The organism is Herbaspirillum lusitanum, assembly GCF_046025995.1.
Classification (GTDB): Bacteria; Pseudomonadota; Gammaproteobacteria; order Burkholderiales; family Burkholderiaceae_D; genus Herbaspirillum; species Herbaspirillum lusitanum_A.
On record NZ_JAQQFM010000007.1, the window covers coordinates 302,807 to 322,848 of the forward strand.

Below are 20,042 nucleotides of genomic sequence, written 5' to 3' on the forward strand. Positions count from 1 at the left end.
GCTGAAGATCGCTCCCAATAGGCCAGGGTTACGGGTTGACAAGCTGTTAATTGACAAGCTGTCGCAGGGCTTTTCTGCCGCATCTTTTGATGTAAGAAGCCGCTGCGACATGGAAACACGATGCCAATACTAACTAGAACAAAACTATCGACGGCGAGCTCAGGGATTTTCTTTTTTCTGGCAATTTTGCTGTCCATTTGCGTGGCTGGTTTTTCCTATCAGAGTGTTCGCGTATTCCAGGAGCGCGCGATCTGGGTTCAGCACACCCATACAGTATTGAACGTACTGGAAGAAACGCATTCGACGCTGCGAGATGTGGTCAGCAGCGCGCGTGGCTACGCTTTGACGGGCAGCGATGACTATCGCGGCAGTTTTGAATCCGGCAACCGCCAACTGACGTCACTGGTGAGAGACCTGCGCCAATTGCTGAAGGACAATCCGGCACAGTTGTCCGATCTGGCCGAACTGGAAGAACTTCTGAAGCAGCGCGTACTTCTGGCGCGGCATACGCTGACCTCGCCGCAGGAAGCCAATCTGCCCAGCGCCTTGCAGGCCGGCAAGCAATTGAGCGATGCCATCCGCGCTCAGTTCGCAGACATGAAGGGCAGCGAAAATGCCTTGCTGGCGATGCGCTCCACCGAGACGGCCAACAGCGCATCATTGACCATTTTTACCGTGGTGTTTGGCAACCTGCTGAGTATTCTGATTCTGATCGCGGTCTACATGCGCCTCAAGCGTGAAATGCGCAATCACATGGCGGTTCAGCAAAAGGCGCAAGCCTACGCGGCGGAAATCGAAGACCTCTACAACAATGCGCCTTGCGGCTACCACTCGGTGGATGAGTCGGATCGCAAGATTGTCAGAATCAACGATACCGAACTGAACTGGTTCGGCTATACGCGGGAGCAAGTGGTCGGCAAGATGACGCACGCGGACCTGATGACCTCGCAGTGCGCGCGCCGCTATCAGAAGGAGTTGTTGCCGCAGTTCCTGCGTAATCGCACCATCAACGGCATCGATCTTGATTACAAGCGCGCCGACGGTTCCGAGTTTTCTGCGCTGGTCAATGCTACCGCCATCCTTAATCCGGAGACCCAGCGCCTGACCAGCCGCACCGTGATGTACGACATTTCCGCACGCAAGATGGCGGAGCGTGAAATTGAAATCCTCAACGCCGACCTGAAGCGTCAGGCGCAGCATTTGCACAGCGTCAACAAGGAGCTTGAAAGCTTCTCCTATTCGGTCTCGCACGATCTGCGCGCGCCGCTGCGTGCGATTTCGGGCTACGCCATGATTTTGGAAGAGGATTACGCCGAAAAGCTGGACGATAAAGGCCGCGAGCAGTTGCAGGTGATCCGCAAGAACGTGCGCAAGATGGATGAACTGATCAACGATCTGCTCAAGCTGGCCAAGTCGAATACCGGCGAACTGATGCTGGAGCGCTTCCCGATGATGGATCTGGTGCGGCAGGTCATTTCCGGTTTGCAGGCAGAAAATCCCAAGGTCGAATTCGTGATCAACGGCCTGGACGACGCCCCCGCCAATCGCGGTTTGCTGGCGCAAGTCTGGGAAAACCTGATCAGCAATGCCGTCAAGTTCAGCGGCAAGAACGAGCATCCTCAGGTGCGCATCTGGGCCAGCGCCAATGCAGAGGAAATCGTCTATTGCGTGCACGACAACGGCGTCGGATTCGACATGCGTTATGCACACAAGCTGTTCGGCACTTTCCAGCGTCTGCATCGCCAGGAAGACTACGCCGGCACCGGCGTCGGGCTGGCGCTGGTACAACGTATCGTGATCCGGCATGCCGGCCGGGTATGGGCCGACAGCAAACCGAATGAAGGAGCAAGTTTTTATTTTTCATTGCCAAAGAAAGGGGTTGCTCCCAGCGCGGTGTTGCGCTGACTCTGCCGCAAACATGCGGAATTCAATGGCATTCTTTCTGTGAGACCAAGGGCTTATGAGTATTCCACTTCGCGTATTGTTTGTTGAAGACATGGAAGAAGATGTCGTGCTGATGGTCAGAGAGCTCAAGCGCGGGGGCTTCGAGCCGACCTGGAAACGCGTCGACGGCGAACCGGAGCTAGCTGCCGCGCTGGCCGAGGCGCGCTGGGACATCGTCATCTCCGATTATTCAATGCCGCAGTTCAGCGGTGTCGATGCCTTGAAAATGGTCAAGCAGAATTCGGATCAGACGCCATTCATCATCGTCTCCGGCATCATCGGCGAGCAGACTGCGGTCGAGGTCATGAAGGCCGGCGCACAGGATTATTTTCTCAAGAGCGCCATCGCGCGCTTGCCGATTGCGGTCGACCGCGAATTACGCGATGCCTTGTCGCGCCGCAAGCAGCGTGCCAGTTCGGTGGCGCTACGCGAGTTGCAAGCGCGTTTCTATGCCTTCATGAATGCCGCGCCGATGCCGACCTGGATCAAGGATGCCGAGCTGCGCTACGTCTACGTCAATCCGGCGCAATCGGCCTTCTACGGCATGACGCCCGGCGACATGGATGGGCTTACCGATTTCGATCTGATGTCCAGCGGCGCGGCGCAAAACTCTCAGGAGATGGATCGCAAGGTGCTGCAGAGCAATCGCGAAATTCACACGCAGGAAACCTTGTTCGATGCTGAGCACACTGCCAAGGTTCTGGACGTGGTGCGCTTTCCCATCCGCGGCGAAGGCAAGGGCGAACTGGTGGCCGGCCTGGGCATCGACGTCAGCGAGCGGGTACGCACACAACAGGATCTGGAGCTGGCGATTCAGCGTCAGCAGATTTTGTCCAGCCGTGTGATCGAGGTGCAGGAACGCGAACGCCAGCATCTGGCGCGCGGTCTGCACGACGATGTCGGCCAATCGCTGACTGCGCTCAAAATCAATCTGGAAACCATCAAGAAAACCGGGTCGCTGGAAGGCCCCTCGCTGCAGAACGGGATCGACATCGTGACCGCGGTGCTGGCGCAGGTGCGCAGCCTGTCGCTCGATCTGCGTCCGCCGCAGCTCGACAATCTGGGGCTGGTGGCGGCGATCCGCTCCTATGTGGAGCAGAAGTCAACCCTGGCCGGGGTAAATGGCTGGTTCGAGTCGGGCGGCTTCGACGGTCAGCAGCATCCGGATGTAGAGAACACTTGTTTTCGGATCGTGCAGGAAGCAGTCACCAATATTCTGCGTCATGCGCATTGCGCCAACATCTGGGTCAAGGTCGAAAAGCGCGGCGAAGAATTGCATCTCAGCATTCGAGACGACGGCAAGGGCTTCGATCTTGAAGCGGCGCGCAGCAATGCCATTTCGGGCACCAGTTTCGGGTTGTTGAACATGGAAGAACGGGCGGTGCTGGTGGGTGGCACCATGGACATTTCATCGGCGCTGGGCGAGGGCACGGAAATCGTGCTCAGATTGCCGGTCACGCCGATCGTGAGGAGAGCCAGATAATGCTGACGAAAATATTGCTTGCCGATGACCATGCGCTGGTGCGCAGCGGCATCAAGGCCTTGCTGATGTCCATGCCCGGGGTGCAAGTGGTGGGAGAGGCCTCGGATGGGCACGAAGTGATCACGCTGATTGCCGAACACAAACCGGACCTGGTGCTGCTGGACATCGCCATGAAAAGCATGAACGGGCTGGAGGCGCTGCGTCGCCTGCGCGCGGATTATCCGACCACCAAATTCCTGATGTTGTCGATGTACGGCAGCGAAGAATATGTGATGCAGGCGTTGAATGCCGGCGCCAACGGATATCTGTTCAAGGATTCGGCCGCCACCGAGCTGGAAAAGGCGCTGTACGAAGTCACGCACGGCCGCCAGTATCTGGATTCGCACATCTCGCGCGAGGCGCTGGACACTTACATGAAACGCGTGGCGCAGGACGGCACGCCGGTGGAGGTGTTGACGCCGCGGCAGCGCGAGATTCTGCAACTGATTGCAGAGGGCAACAACACCAAGGAAATCGCCTATCAGCTCAATGTCAGCGCCAAGACGATCGAGACGCACAGAGCGCAATTGATGGAGCGATTAAGCATACGTGACGTACCCGGATTGGTGCGTTACGCCATCCGCACCGGCCTGACAACGCCGGACAAATGAGTGCTTCACGCTATATTGGTGAAAGAACAACAAAAAAGTCGCCGTTTATTTCTGTGCGGCAGCAGTTGGCAGGATATTTTGTAGTCTAAGGAATAATCTGATTTTTTTTAATTTTGCGTGTGCAATAATCAAATCACAGTAACGGAAGCGGCGTCAGTACTGGGTTGCAAGAGATTCGCCGGAGATGAACGTTGTCGCTGACAATCGCTGATTCTTGAACGGATGTGCAGTTGATTTAAGTGCGGTTGTGATCCTACGCACTGAATTGCAAAACAGCAGTGAAGTTTGAGTTCTGGTTAAAAGATCGATCGTTCAAAAGTAATAATTCCCGAAGAAAGCGATCTTCATATGAATATCGAGCAATACGACATCATCCTGGTGGATGACAGCCCGGAAGTCGCAGAACTGACCAAGCTGGCCTTGGGCAGCAAGCAACCAGGCCGCAGCATGACCTGGTTCAGCGACGCCGAACTGGCATCGGATTTCATTTTCTCGTCGAGCGGCTTTGCCGAACGCAAGGAACTGCATCCTTACCTGATTCTGCTGGATCTCAACTTGCCGATGATGAGCGGTCACGACTTTCTGAAGATCATCAAGTCGAATGCGGCGACCTCGCACATTCCGGTGGTGATGTTCTCGTCGTCAGAAGACCCGAAAGACATTGATCAGAGCTATCACCTCGGCGCCAACGGTTATCTGGTGAAATCTTCAGATCCCAAGGAGTTCATCGGCACCGTGGCAGATACCGGCGCCTACTGGCTCAACCGCAACAAGCCGGCGCGGGGAACCAGTGAAAACGTTTCGATCCCATAAAAAAACAGGCTGCTTCGGCGGCTTGTTTTTTTATCGGTCGGATGCGTGCGTGCAGCCCCGGGTCTCATTGTTCGATTTAGTCTCTCTCGCAGGCATCTGCAGCGCTCGGGAACCGGTAGTCACGGGTTCCAATTCCAGCAGCAAAAATCAGCCGTGAAATGATCTCAGCCCATCCAGATCGAGGATCTTGATGCTGCCGTAATCCACCTTCAGCAAACCGGCTTTTTCCAGCACCTGCAAAGCCTGATTGGCACGCTGACGCGAGGTGCCGGACAGGTTGCCGATTTCCTCCTGCGAAATCTGCAGATTCAGACCGATTCCCGGATTCAGATACGGATTGAACAAGGCCGCCAGGCAACGTGCTACCCGTGCATCGGGTTCCAGCATGCGGTCATATTCCACCAGCGAAATAAACAGCGCCAGACGCTCGTTGAGTTGCGTCACCAGAAAGCGGTTGAAGGGAATGCTGGTGTCGAGCAGCCACAGATAAGTGGGCTTGGGCATGTACAGCAATTCGCTGTCGCGCAGCGCAATCACATCGTACTTGCGCGGTTCATCTTTCAGCAGCGAACCTTCTCCGAGCCAGCCGCCGCTGGCCATGCCGGCGAAGGAGACGGTCTTGCCTTCGGGCGACACGCTGCTCATCTTCAGCAGACCTTCGTGCACACCGATCCAGTGTGTGACGGCATCGCCTTTGCGGCACACGAAAGCGCCGGCGGAAATCTTGCGGATGAATACTTCTGCTTCGACGCGGGCCAACTGTTCAGTCGTCAGCGCCTGCGCCCAGATGGTTTTGCCGAGCATGTCGGCAATCGAAATCTCCGTGGTCATTATGATGCGTCGCAATATCGAAAGTTTGGCAATTGTCTGCGAGATGACAACCCCCTGAATCAACTCGCACTACTATCATCGCACAAAAGAAAGTTCGTACGGGCAGCAGAGGCAGCGCAGTTTGATCGCAAATTTCACTTCTGGATTTGACTGCGGGTTAAGTGGATACCAAGTAAGACAGACGTAAGTATCCCGGCTCAGACTGACCCGACACCGAAAGGCCTTAACAATAAAGGTGGGACGATGGTGGAGACAACACAACGTCCAGTAACAGAGAGCGCGGATACCGCAGATACTGCATCTGCCGCATTTACTTTTCCTGCTCTGTTGCTGCAGCATGCACAAACGCGTCCGGAGCGTCCGGCCTTCCGCGAGAAGGATCTCGGCATCTGGCAAACCACGACATGGTCGCAGGTGGCGGTGGAAGTGCGCGCCTTCGCTTGCGGACTGGCTGCGCTGGGCTTCAGGCGCGGCATGAATCTGGCGATCATCGGTAACAATTGCCCGCGTCTGTATTGGGCGATGTCGGCCGCGCAATGTCTGGGCGGACGTCCGGTGCCCTTGTATCAGGACGCGCCGGCGGCCGACATGGCCTACGTGCTGGACGACGCCAGCATCGATTTCGTCGTGGTCGAAGACCAGGAGCAGGTCGATAAAGTCCTGGAGATCAAGGAAAGCCTGCCGGCCATCGCTCACGTCATCTTTGACGACGAGCGCGGCATGCGCAACTACCATCAGTCCGAACTGCTGTCCTTCGCCCGCGTGCAGGAACTCGGGCGCGGCTACGATCAGGCGCATCCGGATTTTTTCATGAATGAAGTGCGGGCCGGGCAGGCGCAGGATACCGCGATCATTCTCTACACCTCCGGCACTACCGGCAAACCGAAAGGCGTATGCCATTCGCACGCGGCCATGATTACGACCGCGCGCACGCTGGTCGAATTCGACCAACTGGACGAACGCGACGATGTACTGTGCTATTTGCCGCTGGCCTGGGTCGGCGACTTTTTATATTCGTTCGCGCAGACCCATGTGGCCGGCTTTTGCCTGAATTGTCCTGAGTCGCCCAACACCGTGATGAGCGATCTGCGCGAGATCGGGCCCAGCTATTATTTCGCGCCGCCGCGCATCTACGAAAACATCCTGACGCAAGTGATGATCCGCATCGAAGATGCCGGCTGGATCAAACGCCAACTGTTTCATGGCTGCATGAAGGTGGCGCGTCGCGTCGGCATGCGCATCCTTGACGGCAAGCCCGATGTCTCGCTGCTGGACCGCCTGCAATATGCAATCGGTCATCTGCTGGTGTACGGCCCTCTGAAAAATGTGCTGGGCATGTCGCGCTTGCGCGTGGCTTATACCGGCGGCGAAGCGATCGGTCCGGATCTGTTCGACTTCTATCGTTCGCTCGGCATCAATCTCAAGCAGTTGTACGGCATGACCGAAACCTGCGTGACCGTCTGCATGCAGCCTTCGGGCGACGTCAAACTCGACACTGTCGGCCGTCCCATGAAGGGCGTTGAAGTGCACATCGCCGACAGCGGCGAAGTGCTGGTGCGTTCGCCGGGGCTGATGAAAGAATACTTTCGCCGGCCCGACGCCACCGCCGAGGCGATTGACGAGCAAGGCTACTTCCATACCGGCGACGCCGGCTTCTTCGACAGCGACGGCCATCTGAAAATCATCGACCGCGCCAAGGATGTCGGCAAGATGGCCGGCGGCGCCATGTTCGCGCCCAAGTACATCGAAAACAAGCTGAAGTTCTTCCCCTTCATCAAGGAGGCCGTCACCTTCGGCAATCAGCGCGAGCAATGTACCGCCTTCATCAATATCGAGATGGATGCGGTCGGCAACTGGGCCGAGCGCCGGCATCTGCCTTACAGCGGCTACACCGATCTGGCGGCGCATCCGGCCGTGTACGAACTGGTGCGCGATTGCGTGGAAAAGGTCAATGCCGATCTGGCGCAAGACCCGCTGCTGGCGGATTCGCAGATCCATCGTTTCCTGATCCTGCACAAGGAGCTCGATCCCGACGACGATGAACTGACGCGCACCCGCAAAGTCAGGCGCGGCTTCATCGCCGAAAAATACGCCGTGCTGATCGATGCGCTCTACAGCGACAAGCACAATCAGTACATCGAAACGCAGGTCAAGTTTGAAGACGGACGGCAGGGCATGATCTCCGCCGATCTCAAAATCGACCAAGCCAAAGTGTTTGCCAACCTCGACCGGGCCGCATGAATACCACCATGAGAAGACACATGACTGCTGAAATTCTGCCCGCCGGCGTGACGCCTCTGTTCGCGGGACAAAACGGCGGCGCAGCGCCGGCAGCAACGCAAGCGGGCGCTGACGCCGGCATCCAGAACGGGCGCAACATCGGCGGCGTGATTCTGGACCTGCAGAATATTTCTTTGTCCTTCGGCGGCGTCAAGGCGCTCACCGATATCTCCTTCAATGTACGCGAGCATGAGATACGCGCCATCATCGGCCCCAACGGCGCCGGCAAGAGTTCGATGATCAACGTCATCAACGGCGTCTACCATCCGCAAAAAGGCAGTATCGTCTTTCGAGGGAAACAGCGTGCCGCCATGCATCCGGCGCAAATTGCGCGCCAGGGTATTGCGCGCACCTTTCAGAACATCGCCTTGTTCAAAGGCATGACCGTGCTCGACAACATCATGACCGGGCGCAACACCAAGATGAAATCCGGACTGCTGGCTAATGCCTTGTGGTGGGGCCGCGCGCGCAATGAAGAAGTCGAACACCGGCGCAAGGTGGAGGAGGTGATCGACTTCCTTGAAATCCAGCACATCCGCAAGACCCCGGTCGGCCGCTTGCCCTACGGCTTGCAGAAGCGCGTCGAGCTGGCGCGCGCCCTGGCCGCGGAGCCCAGCATGCTGCTGCTGGATGAACCCATGGCCGGCATGAACGTGGAAGAAAAACAGGACATGTGCCGCTTCATTCTCGACGTCAACGACGAGTTCGGTACCACCATCGTGCTCATCGAACATGACATGGGGGTGGTGATGGATATCTCGGATCGCGTGGTCGTGCTGGATTACGGCAAGAAGATAGGCGACGGCACGCCGGATGAAGTGATGAACAATCCGGAAGTGATCAAGGCCTATCTCGGCACCTCGCATTGAGTTTGGCCGCCGGTCGCGCCGCAAGACGAAACCAACAATATAAAAAGACAATGCAAGCAGTCCGCGCAGAATCCTTGCGCGGAACACTGGAGACGACACATGCAATTCTTCTTTGAAGTCACGCTGAGCGGGCTGCTGTCCGGCCTCATGTATTCGCTGGTGGCGCTGGGCTTCGTGCTGATCTACAAGGCCTCCGGCGTATTCAATTTCGCCCAGGGAGCGATGGTGTATTTCGCTGCACTGTCGGTGGTCGGCCTGATGGATAAAGGCTTGCCGATGTGGGCTGCAGTGATCGGCGCCTTCCTGGTCATGATTCTGGTGGGTCTGGGCACCGAGCGCTTCGTCTTGCGCAAGCTGGTCAATCAGCCGCCGATCACCTTGTTCATGGCCACCATCGGCCTGACATTCTTCCTCGAAGGGCTGGGTCCCTTGCTGTTCGGCAGTGAAGTGCGCGCCATCAATCTCGGCATCGTCGACGAACCCATCATGCCGGTGATGGATGCCATCGGCATCGGCATCTCCAAATTCGATCTGTTCGCCTCCGGCATGGTGGTGGCGCTGGTGGCGGTGCTGGCCTTGTTCTTCCAGAAAACCAAGGTCGGACGCGCCCTGCGCGCCGTGGCCGACGATCATCAGGCCGCCTTGTCGCTGGGGATTCCGCTGCAGCACATCTGGGCCGTGGTGTGGGGCGTGGCCGGCTTCGTCGCCCTGATCGCGGGCTTGCTGTGGGGTTCGCGCAATGGCGTGCAGTTCGCGCTGACCATGACTGCGCTCAAGGCTTTGCCGGTCTTGATTCTGGGCGGTTTCACCTCGATTCCCGGCGCGATTGTCGGCGGTCTGATCATAGGCGCATCGGAAAAGCTGGCCGAAATTTATATTCCACCGGTGTTGCAAGATGCCTTCGGCGGCAACTTCGGCGGCATCGAAGGCTGGTTCCCGTATGTGTTCGCGCTGCTGTTTCTGCTGGTGCGGCCGGAGGGCTTGTTCGGTGAACGGCATATCGACAGGGTGTGACGGCATTGACGAACGCGAGATGATGCCGTTCGCCCTGAGCAGGCCAGCGGCCGTATCGAAGGGCAATTTCGACGAGCGAAAAAAAGCATATGCGCTGACTTCGACACGCCGCTTTGGCGGCTATTCAGCCCGAACCGCTTGGCAGTGAGATGTTGGTAACCAGTCCAGGAGAACCCCATGTTGTACCGTGAAGCAGGACAATTCAAAACAAGCTACATCGCCGACAGCCAGATCTTCCCGATCCGGCAGGACCGCATCGCCGTGTCGCTGCTGCTGGCGCTGGCCTTCATCGGCGTGCCTCTGATCGGCAGCGAATACTGGTTCTCGGCCATCCTGATTCCGTTTCTGGTGCTGGCACTGGCGGCGCTCGGGCTGAATGTGCTGACCGGTTACGCCGGCCAGTTGTCGCTCGGCTCGGCGGCCTTCATGGCGGTCGGCGCTTATGCCGCCTATAACTTCCAGTTACGCGTTGAAGGCATTCCGATTCTGCTGACGCTGATTCTGGCCGGCGGCTGTGCCGCCCTGGTGGGCGTGCTGTTCGGCCTGCCTTCCTTGCGCATCAAAGGTTTTTATCTGGCGGTGGCGACGCTGGCGGCGCAGTTCTTTGTGGTGTGGGCGCTGACCAAGTTTTCCTGGTTTTCCAATAACAGTTCTTCGGGCGTGATCAGCACGCCGAAGTTCGATTTCTTCGGCATCGCCATCAATACGCCGGTCAGGAAATATCTGTTCGTGCTGGGCATCGTCTGTGTGCTGGCGCTGATCGCCAAGAACCTGGTGCGATCAAGCACCGGTCGCGCCTGGATGGCGGTGCGAGACATGGACGTGGCCGCCGAAGTGATCGGCATTCCGCTCATGCGCACCAAGCTGGCGGCGTTTGCGGTGAGTTCCTTTTATTGCGGCGTAGCCGGCGCCTTGTACGCTTTCTGTTATCTCGGATCGGTCGAGCCGGACGGCTTTTCGCTGGATTTGTCCTTTCGCATTCTGTTCATGATCATCATCGGCGGCGTCGGCAGCATCCTCGGCTCTTTCCTCGGTTCAGCCTTCATTCTGCTGTTGCCGATCTTTCTGGACAATGTCTTGCCGCCGCTGGCTGCCTTGCTGCATCTGCCGTTCACCAATGCCACGGTGTCGCATATTCAGCTGATGCTGTTTGGCGCGCTGATCATTTTCTTCCTGATCGTGGAGCCGCACGGGCTGGCGCGCCTCTGGCAGATCGCCAAGGAGAAATTGCGTCTGTGGCCGTTCCCGCATTGACGTATCGGATGGAAAAATCTGCTGAGAATGGGACGAAGTTTGCAGGTCTGCCGGTGTTGCAAAAGGATGCGCATGCTCAAGCTGCGCACAAAAAAACTTACAGGAGACAAGATCATGAAAAGCATGAAGCAATGGATGCTGGCAACGGCGACCGCCGCAGCTTTGCTGGCGACGGCAATACCGATGTCGGCCTCGGCGCAGGCAAGCGACCAGTTCATCGCCATTCCCAGTTACCGCGTCGGTCCTTACGGCACCAACGGGCAGTCTTACTACGGCGGCTATGTCGATTATCTGAACTACGTGAATCTGAAGGACGGCGGCATCAACGGCGTCAAGATTTCCTGGGAAGAATGCGAGACCGAGTACAACAACGCCAAAGGCGTGGAGTGCTATGAGCGCATGAAAAACAAGAACCCGGTGACCAAGGGCACTGCGATCAACTCCATGGCGACCGGCATTTCCTACGCGCTGATCGACAAGAGCGCGGAAGACAAAGTGCCGCTGCTGATGATGGGCTACGGCCGCACCGACGCGGTGGACGGTTCGGTGTTTCCTTATGCCTTCCCGCTGGTGACGACTTACCAGATGCAGGTCTCGGCCATCGTCAAATTCCTGGCCAACAAGAACGGCGGTTCGCTGGCCGGCAAGAAGATCGTGTTCCTGTATCACGACTCGGCTTACGGCAAGGAGCCGATCGTGGCGCTGCAGGCGGAGTCCAGCATCGGCAAGTTCAAGCTGGTGGAAATTCCGGTGGCGCACCCGGGTAACGAGCAGGGTGCGCAATGGCTGCGCATTCGTCAGGAGAATCCCGATTACGTGATCTTCTGGGGCTGGGGCGTGATGAATCAGACCGCGTTGAAGGCGGCGCAAAAGGTCGGCTATGCGCGCGACAAGATCATCGGTTCATGGTGGGCCGGTTCGGAAGAAGACACCATTCCGGCCGGTGATGCGGCCAAGGGCTACATGAGCGCGACCTGGAACGTGGCCGGCAAGAACGTGCCGCTGATTGCCGATATCGAGAAGGTGGTCTACGGCGCCGGCAAGGGCAACATGCAGGACAAGAACAAGGTAGGTTCCATCCTCTATAACCGCGGCGTCTCGGCGGCGATTGCTACCGTGGAGGCGGTGCGCACCGCGCAAGGCAAGTACGGCAAGAAGGTGATGAGCGGCGAAGAAGTACGCTGGGGGCTGGAGAATCTGAACATCAGCAATGCCCGTCTGCAGCAACTGGGTGCAACCGGCCTCCTGCCCGAGATCAAGACCTCCTGCGACAACCATGAAGGTTCGGGCAAGGTCAGGATCCAGCAATGGGACGGCATGAAATGGGTGCTGGTGTCGGACTGGATCGAAGGCAACAAGAATCTGATTCACCCGCTGTTCAAGGCCTCTGCTGCGAAATATGCAAAGGAAAAAGGCATTACTCCTGCCTGCATGAAGTAGGCACTTGCGCCGGCGGCCAAGTCCGTCTCCCTGCGGCTGCCGGCGCTTTTTTAGCTTCCACAAGGTTCGGAGCAAAGATGAGTACAGCACTGAGCATCAACAATATCGAAGTGATCTACGACCATGTGATTCTGGTCCTCAAGGGCGTGTCGCTGGATGTGCCGGACGGCAGCATCGTGGCGCTGCTCGGCGCCAACGGCGCCGGCAAGAGCACCACGCTGAAAGCGATTTCGAATCTGCTGAAGGCCGAACGCGGCGATGTCACCAAGGGCAGCATCGAGTTTCGCGGCGAGCGGGTCGATTGCATGACACCCAACGATCTGGTCAGGCGCGGCGTGATTCAGGTGATGGAAGGGCGGCACTGTTTCGGCCATCTGACGGTGGAAGAGAATCTGCTGACCGGCGCGTATACGCGCAACATCAGCAACGGCGAGGTCAAGCAGGAGCTGGAAAAGATCTACGACTATTTCCCGCGTCTGAAAGTCAGGCGCAAATCGCAGTCCGGCTACACCTCGGGCGGTGAGCAGCAGATGACCGCGATCGGCCGCGCCATGATGGCCAAGCCGTCGATGATTTTGCTCGACGAGCCATCAATGGGCCTGGCACCGCAGATCGTGGAAGAGATTTTCGAGATCGTCAAAGACCTCAACGGCAAGGAAAAGGTCTCCTTCCTGCTGGCCGAACAAAACACCATGGTGGCGCTGCGCTATGCTGATTTCGGCTACATCCTTGAAAACGGCAGGGTGGTGATGGAGGGGGCGGCAAAGGATCTGGCCGACAACGAAGACGTCAAGGAATTCTATCTGGGCGTGTCTTCGGGCGGCCGCAAGAACTTCCGCGACATGAAGTTCTACCGCCGTCGCAAGCGCTGGCTCGCCTGAAAATCCACCTGCCGTCTTACGGGCAATCTGCTCAATCCGATTTCAAGTACAGGTTCACCATGTCCGACATCATCGATACTCTGGCCTCTCTGGAACGGCGCGATCCGCAGCAGCGCCGCCGGCAATTGCTGGCGCAGCTGCCGCAGCTGGTCGCGCGTGCACAGACTGCCTCTGGCTGGGCGCGCATTCTGCAGGGCGTCGATGCGCAAGCCATCGATAATCTGGACGCCTTGCGGGCTTTGCCGGTCACACGCAAATCGGACCTCAAGGAATTGCAGATGCGCGAAGCGCCTTTTGGCGGCTTGAACACTACGCCGGTGCGGCAACTGCGCCGGCTGTTCGTTTCGCCGGGACCGATCTTCGATCCCGAAGGGCATCGCCAGGATTGGTGGCGCTTCGCCAGCCCGATGGCGGCGCTCGGTCTGCAGGCCGGTCACATCGTGCAGAATTGTTTTGCGTATCACTTCACGCCGGCCGCTTTCATGGTCGAAGGCGCCGCGGAAAAACTGGGCTGCGCGGTGATTCCGGCCGGTATCGGCCAGACCGAATTGCAGGTCAACGCCATCACCGCGCTCAGGCCGGATGCCTATGTCGGCACGCCATCTTTCCTCAAGCTGATCATTGAAAAAGCGGGCGAGATGAAAGCCGACATCAGCAGCCTGCAACGCGCACTGGTCAGCGCAGAAGCGCTGCCGCCGTCCTTGCGCAGCTGGTTCCACGCACATGGCGTGCCGCAGGTCTTGCAGTTGTATGCCTCCGCCGACATCGGCAATATCGCCTACGAAACGCTGCATGAGGGCCAGGTAACTCCCGGCATGATTCTGGATGAGGAACTGATACTGGAAATCGTGCGGCCCGGCACCGGCGATCCGGTGGCGGAAGGCGAGGTCGGCGAGGTGGTGGTGACCTCTTTCAATCCGGACTATCCGCTGATTCGTTTCGGTACCGGCGATCTGTCGGCGGTGATCCCCGGCATCTCGCCCTGCGGCCGCACCAACACGCGTATTAAAGGCTGGATGGGACGCGCCGATCAGACCACCAAGGTACGCGGCATGTTCGTGCATCCTTCGCAGGTGGCTGACGTGCTGCGACGACATGGCGACGTGTTGCGCGCGCGGCTGGTGGTGAGCGGTGAAATGGCGAGCGACGTCATGACCCTGCATTGCGAAATTGCCGACCCGGACAATCCGCAATTGCAGGCGAGCGTCATCGTCGAGAGCCTGCGCGATGTCACCAAGCTGCGCGGCGAAGTGTTGTTCGTGGCGCCCGGCAGTCTGCCCAATGACGGCAAGGTGATTGAGGACGCCCGCAAGTACGAGTGAAGTCTGCCGGCGTCTTCAGAGAAGAGAAGCGCTTTGCGATGCCCCTTCAGTGCTTGCCGAGAAAATCGACGATGACGTGGCTGGCATCGAGATTGGCCGTGACCTTGCCGCCGATATCGGCGCTGGGCGCGCCGCCCGGCCAGGCCATGCCGCCGCCCTTGACCTGATACAGCACCACCGCCTCCGGATCGGTGGCGGTGCGATAGCTGAATTGCACGACCGAGGTGCCGTCATTGGCATTGTCCGGAATATTCAGGACGTTTGCTTGCGGATTGGCGCCGTTGGCCTTGACCCACAATTGCATCTGGCTCGGCACCGATAGCAGCGGCTTGCTGGACGAGCTGCCCATGGGCTTGTCCGGTACGCCGCCAAGGAAGGGCAGATAGGGATCTTCGGTGCCGTGAATGTGCAGCACCGGCCGCGCTTGCGTCACCAGTTTGGGATCCACATCCAGCGTCGCCGAGACGACGGCAACCGCCTTGATCAGCTCCGGCGCTTCGACGGTCATGCGATACGCCATCATGCCGCCGTTGCCGAATCCCACCGCATAAATGCGGCTGGCGTCGGCCTGGCCGTCATCCACCAGTTTTTTCACCAGCGCGCGAATGAAGCCGACATCGTCGATGTTGTGAATGCGCGCATAGCCGCAACAGGCGCCGGAGTTCCAGCTGCGTGCATCGATGTTCAGTCCGGTGCCGATGGGATAGACCACCATGAAGCCGGCACTCTCAGCGATTTCGGTCAGGCGTGTGTATTTGGACATCACCGAGCCGGTCGAACCCAGACCGTGAAAGGCGATGATCAGCGGCAGCGGCTGCTCGTGGTTGCTGCGTTCCGAAAAATAACTGCGGCTGAGATTGCCGACGCGCAATGTCTTCAGCGTGAGGTCGGTGATGAGCGGTCTGGCTTGGATCGGCGCCGGTCCCGTCAGCGGGCCGGCGATAGGCGCCGAAATCGCTTCCGAAGCAGGCGTCTGCACCTTGTTCTGAGGCGAGCTCAGCGCCGGTGTGGCATTCGGGATCTGGGTGCGTGCCTGTGCAACAGTGGGCGCCAGCGAGACGAGGGCGCTCAGGCACAGCAAAGAGAACATGGCGGCGGAACGTGAAGCGTGCAGAGCTGAAAAAGATCGCATGGTATGACTGAATGAAGCGGTCGATCGGAAAAAGTTTGGTGCCCCGATATCAGGGCCACGCCATTATGCACCGGCTGGCTGCGCATGCGCAGCGATCGCGGACCTGCATGATGTAAAGCCGTGCGCGGTGTGCAACAGGCATGCGAAAACAAACTCAAACAAGCACGTCCAATATGATGCCGGCGCGGCGCCTGTTCACATTTCAATCGCGCAGCAATCGGCGTGATTGGCGTGCCATCGTGATCCGCAAAAAATCTTCGTGCATTTTCTTTCGCCGCAGAAAGTCACTTGCCGCCGCCGCAGATAGCCAATAGAATCGTCCGCGGAACATCGGTTCCAACGTCGCTCGGACGGTTCCGGGCGCTTACGTGAAAGTCCAACATGACGCAATCCGCAGATTCGCGCGAGCAGTCGCGCACGCCTGTCAGTTCAGAGTTATCCGATACGACAGCAGCCATCGCTTCCGGCAGCGGCAAGACCAAGGCCGCCGGCATCAGCAAGATTCCTTTTCATTTTTCCCGCATCGACCGTCTGCCGCCTTATGTATTCAACATCACGGCCGAACTGAAGATGGCGGCACGCCGACGCGGCGAAGACATCATCGACATGTCCATGGGTAACCCGGATGGACCGACCCCGCCGCATATCGTGCAGAAACTGGTGGAAGTGGTGCAGCGGCCCGATACCCACGGCTATTCTTCTTCCAAGGGCATTCCGCGCCTGCGGCGCGCGATCGCGCACTGGTACAAGAGTCGCTATGAAGTCGATTTCGATCCCGACAGCGAAGCCATCGTCACCATCGGTTCCAAGGAAGGGCTGGCGCATCTGATGCTGGCCACGCTGGACAAGGGCGACACCGTGCTGGTGCCCAATCCCAGCTATCCGATTCATATCTACGGCGCCGTGATCGCCGGCGCCGACATCCGCTCGGTGCGCATGAGTCCCGGCGTCGATTTCTTCGCCGAGCTGGAACGTGCGATCCGCGAAAGCTATCCCAAGCCGAAGATGATGGTGCTGGGTTTTCCCTCCAATCCGACCGCGCAATGCGTGGAGCTGGAATTTTTCGAAAGGGTAGTGGCGCTGGCGAAAGAGCACGGCATTCTGGTGGTGCACGATCTGGCCTATGCGGACATCGTCTACGACGGCTGGAAAGCGCCTTCGATCATGCAGGTGCCCGGCGCGCGCGACGTCGCGGTCGAGTTTTTCACGCTCTCCAAGAGCTACAACATGGCCGGCTGGCGGATCGGCTTCATGGTCGGCAACGCCAAACTGGTGGCGGCGCTGGCGCGCATCAAGAGCTATCACGATTACGGCAGTTTCACGCCGGTGCAGGTGGCGGCGATTGCGGCGCTGGAAGGCGATCAGTCCTGTGTGAGCGAGATCTGCGCCAACTATGAAAAGCGCCGCAATGTGCTCGTCAAAGGCTTGCACGAAGCCGGCTGGATGGTCGACATACCCAAGGCCTCGATGTATATCTGGGCCCGCATTCCCGAGAGCTACCGGCATCTCGGCTCGCTCGAATTTGCGCGCTTGCTGCTGGAAAAAGCCAGGGTCTGTGTTTCGCCCGGCATAGGCTTCGGCGACTACGGCGACGAGTACGTGCGCTTCGCGCTGATCGAAAATGAATCGCGCATCCGTCAGGCGATACGCGGCATCAAAAGCATGTTCAAGGATGAGCTGAAACCGGCTTGATCCTGTTCGATAGCCTTCGCCGGGCGGCCCGCCTGCGCGAGGGCTGCGCTGCCTCTCATGCAGATGGCCATCGCCGCGTTTTCACTCAAACCCGGACACTGTGGCCGTCCTCAGATCCATCTCTTCATCGGCGCCTCGCGGGCAAAAACAGCCTCGTCAAATTGTGTTGAAATTTTGCTATCGGGCAATTTATTTTTGCGATCCTGGGATGAATCAGGTAACGTACGAGCCTTCGGATTTTGTGCGCCGACCAGAGCAAGATCGCCGTGCTTGACGAATTGGCAACGAAAGATGGCGACTGCCTGCCGTCGCTTTCCGCATCCGCGGATGTCCTATAAAAAATACAGATCAACAGATCACCATCAGCACCCGCAGCAGCCGAAAACAGCGGCTTCTTTCACGTCGGATATTGAAGGAGACAAGGCGGCGCTTCGCATGAACGGCGACCATTTGGCACATTCACCGATGTTTCATGGATGGCTCATTGCCGGCTCAGTGCCGGTTTCTATTTAGCGGATGACATGGTCTTTGAAACCTTCGGACTTACTTCGGCCTGGAGCGCATCGTTTCCCGGGCTGATGTCCGGCTTGCTGTACATGTGCTTTGCGATCCCCATCGTGCATGTTTTCGATCGCGTTGCTGAACATACTTCCTTTTCCTTTGATCCCCACAGCCGCCGCGTCAGCGCATCGATGGCCGCGATCTCGGTCGGCTGCATGATCTGGGCGCTGCTGGTGGTCGATTTTTCCATGTCGTCGCAACGCGCCGATTTCGATCTCAAACTACATCACGGCATTCTGGCCTTGATGGTGGTGATCGCCAGCGCGCGCATGACCGTGCCCGCCATCTGCATCGGCCTGAATCGTGGCCGTATTGTCTTTTATTCGATGGCGCTGGCGCTGGGCATTCTGGTGGCGCATCTGATCATCTCGATGAGTTATATCGACGGCGAACACTGGCCGGCCATCAATCCGCTGGCGGCGCTGGGCGCCATTGTCAGCATGACCTGCATTGCCGGCTTCATGGGCTGGCGCCACCGAAGTTCCAAGCTGCGCGCCTTGCGCGCAAGCTATGTGGCGCAACCATGGATAGAAAAGCTGTTGTGCGGCGCGGCCATTCTGATGGCCCACTGGCTGCTCTCCAATGTGCTGGAATTGCCCTTGCCCGACCGCTTGCGGCAGCCCGACAACCTCGTCGTGCGCACCAGCGTGGTGGTGATTTTTGCGCTGATGGTGTCTTACGAATATATGCAGAAAATCAGGGTCGATCAAAGCCGGCAAATGCAACTGCGGCGGGGGCTGTCGATGATACGCGTGGCGTCCGGTACCTCGCTGTCAACTCCGGATGCGTCGCTGGCGCTGATTGCCGATCATCTTTCGGAACTGATGAAGCCGGAACAACTGGTTCTGCATTTTCAGCCCATCGTCAATCTCGACAAGCAAAGGCAATGTCACTTCGAGGCCTTGCTGCGCATCCGCCATCCCTTGCTGGGCGCACTCAATCCCGAAAATTTCATGCTGGTGTGCGAGTTGCAGAACCGTACCTGCGAAGTTGATCGGCTGATTCTGGAGAATGCGATGAACGCCCTGAAAAACTGGGCGCAGGGCGGTACGCAGGATATCCGGATATCGGTCAACGTGGCGCCCAGCACCATTATGGAGGACGATTTTTCTGCATGGCTGACGGCGCAGCTGGCATCGCGGCAATTGAAGTCGGCGTCGCTGCAGCTAGAGTTGACCGAGCACGCCGTCATCTCCAACGGCACGGGCATGCTGACGGCGCTGGCGCGACTCAGCGGGGCCGGGATTGTGGTGGTGATGGATGATTTCGGTTCGGGATATTCATCGCTGGCGGTGCTGGGCGATCTGCCGGTACGCGGCATCAAGTGCGACCGCCTGTTCATGCGCGACCTGCTGACGGACTGGAGTCGCCAGACCTTGCTACGGCACATGCGGCAGATCACGCAAGAGCTTTCGCTGTCGCTGACGATAGAGGGCGTAGAGACCAAAGAAGAGCTGGCCATGGTGCGCCGCCTCGGCTTTCGCCGGGTGCAAGGCTATGTATTTTCCAAGGCCGTGCCGCCTGAGCAGGTGCCGCAATGGGCCGATGCCGATCGGGCGGCCTTGCCGCCGCTGACGGATCTGGGGCCGAAACCAGCTTTGGGCTGATCCTGAGCCTAGATCCGGCGGCAGCCGGGTCGCCCCGTGCCAAAGCGCAAGGCACGGACACGGATGGCTGCCGCTGCTTCAGCGCGCCTCAGGTTCAGGTATTGGCGCGAAATGAGCTTTCTTTCTGCGGCTTGCGATACACCGTTTTCCACAGAAACGCGCCAAATATACTGCTTGCAGCCAGCACATAGCAGGCATACCAGATGATCATGTCAGCGCCGTAGTTCATCAATATGTCCAGTAATTTCACAGTAACCCCCACCATCAAG

17 protein-coding genes are annotated in these 20,042 nt (G+C 58.3%); 14 read left to right on the plus strand and 3 right to left on the minus strand.

From position 1 onward, the window contains the following. The first annotated feature begins 201 nt into the window (after positions 1-201). From PQR62_RS17270 to PQR62_RS17285, 4 genes are all read left to right on the plus strand, one after another. Entirely contained in the window at positions 202-1,905 is a 1,704-nt protein-coding gene (locus tag PQR62_RS17270; RefSeq protein WP_408159226.1) for a sensor histidine kinase, read from the plus strand. 55 nt (positions 1,906-1,960) lie between these two features. Then, a complete protein-coding gene (locus PQR62_RS17275) occupies positions 1,961-3,427 on the plus strand; it encodes a hybrid sensor histidine kinase/response regulator (RefSeq protein WP_408159227.1) in 1,467 nt (488 codons plus the stop codon). Further along, positions 3,427-4,077 (plus strand): response regulator, encoded by a 651-nt coding sequence (locus tag PQR62_RS17280; RefSeq protein WP_408159228.1) that lies wholly within the window; start codon positions 3,427-3,429, stop codon positions 4,075-4,077. The genes PQR62_RS17275 and PQR62_RS17280 overlap by 1 nt, the downstream gene beginning before the upstream one ends. A gap of 348 nt (positions 4,078-4,425) precedes the next feature. After that, on the plus strand, positions 4,426-4,890 hold the full coding sequence (locus PQR62_RS17285; protein ID WP_408159229.1) for a response regulator: 465 nt from the start codon (positions 4,426-4,428) through the stop codon (positions 4,888-4,890). Between the two features lie 147 nt (positions 4,891-5,037). On the opposite strand, the gene PQR62_RS17290 is transcribed toward PQR62_RS17285, so the two are convergent. Further along, a complete protein-coding gene (locus PQR62_RS17290) occupies positions 5,038-5,694 on the minus strand; it encodes a Crp/Fnr family transcriptional regulator (protein ID WP_408159374.1) in 657 nt (218 codons plus the stop codon). Positions 5,695-5,964: 270 nt separating this feature from the next. Between PQR62_RS17290 and PQR62_RS17295 the strand changes: the two genes are divergently transcribed. From PQR62_RS17295 to PQR62_RS17325, 7 genes are all read left to right on the plus strand, one after another. Further along, positions 5,965-7,962, plus strand: coding sequence for an AMP-dependent synthetase/ligase (locus PQR62_RS17295; RefSeq protein WP_408159230.1), 1,998 nt, complete (start codon positions 5,965-5,967; stop codon positions 7,960-7,962). Between the two features lie 20 nt (positions 7,963-7,982). Continuing rightward, positions 7,983-8,870 carry an ABC transporter ATP-binding protein gene (locus PQR62_RS17300; protein WP_408159231.1) on the plus strand — a complete coding sequence of 296 codons (888 nt, stop codon included), beginning with the start codon at positions 7,983-7,985 and terminating at the stop codon, positions 8,868-8,870. A gap of 99 nt (positions 8,871-8,969) precedes the next feature. Next, complete coding sequence (locus PQR62_RS17305) at positions 8,970-9,884, plus strand: branched-chain amino acid ABC transporter permease (protein WP_408159232.1); 915 nt, start codon at positions 8,970-8,972, stop codon at positions 9,882-9,884. A gap of 177 nt (positions 9,885-10,061) precedes the next feature. Then, entirely contained in the window at positions 10,062-11,138 is a 1,077-nt protein-coding gene (locus tag PQR62_RS17310) for a branched-chain amino acid ABC transporter permease (protein WP_408159233.1), read from the plus strand. 114 nt (positions 11,139-11,252) lie between these two features. Then, complete coding sequence (locus PQR62_RS17315) at positions 11,253-12,578, plus strand: ABC transporter substrate-binding protein (RefSeq protein WP_408159234.1); 1,326 nt, start codon at positions 11,253-11,255, stop codon at positions 12,576-12,578. 77 nt (positions 12,579-12,655) lie between these two features. After that, on the plus strand, positions 12,656-13,459 hold the full coding sequence (locus PQR62_RS17320; protein ID WP_408159235.1) for an ABC transporter ATP-binding protein: 804 nt from the start codon (positions 12,656-12,658) through the stop codon (positions 13,457-13,459). Between the two features lie 59 nt (positions 13,460-13,518). Further along, on the plus strand, positions 13,519-14,781 hold the full coding sequence (locus PQR62_RS17325) for a phenylacetate--CoA ligase family protein (protein ID WP_408159236.1): 1,263 nt from the start codon (positions 13,519-13,521) through the stop codon (positions 14,779-14,781). A 46-nt stretch (positions 14,782-14,827) separates the two neighbouring features. Here PQR62_RS17325 and PQR62_RS17330 read toward each other — a convergent pair whose 3' ends face one another. Beyond that, positions 14,828-15,913: a CE1 family esterase gene (locus PQR62_RS17330; RefSeq protein ID WP_408159237.1), complete on the minus strand. Its 1,086-nt coding sequence runs from the start codon at positions 15,911-15,913 to the stop codon at positions 14,828-14,830. 381 nt (positions 15,914-16,294) lie between these two features. Here PQR62_RS17330 and alaC point away from each other — a divergent pair, with 381 nt between their 5' ends. From alaC to PQR62_RS17345, 3 genes are read left to right on the plus strand one after another with little or no spacing between them, the layout of a single operon-like run. Beyond that, the gene (gene alaC, locus PQR62_RS17335) at positions 16,295-17,605 is read left to right on the plus strand and encodes an alanine transaminase (RefSeq protein WP_408159238.1); all 1,311 of its coding nucleotides are present in this window, start codon (positions 16,295-16,297) and stop codon (positions 17,603-17,605) included. A 57-nt stretch (positions 17,606-17,662) separates the two neighbouring features. Continuing rightward, positions 17,663-18,118 carry a hypothetical protein gene (locus PQR62_RS17340; protein WP_408159239.1) on the plus strand — a complete coding sequence of 152 codons (456 nt, stop codon included), beginning with the start codon at positions 17,663-17,665 and terminating at the stop codon, positions 18,116-18,118. A gap of 8 nt (positions 18,119-18,126) precedes the next feature. Continuing rightward, positions 18,127-19,773 carry an EAL domain-containing protein gene (locus PQR62_RS17345; protein WP_408159240.1) on the plus strand — a complete coding sequence of 549 codons (1,647 nt, stop codon included), beginning with the start codon at positions 18,127-18,129 and terminating at the stop codon, positions 19,771-19,773. A 94-nt stretch (positions 19,774-19,867) separates the two neighbouring features. On the opposite strand, the gene PQR62_RS17350 is transcribed toward PQR62_RS17345, so the two are convergent. After that, complete coding sequence (locus tag PQR62_RS17350; protein ID WP_408159241.1) at positions 19,868-20,002, minus strand: hypothetical protein; 135 nt, start codon at positions 20,000-20,002, stop codon at positions 19,868-19,870. Between the last annotated feature and the right edge of the window lie 40 nt (positions 20,003-20,042).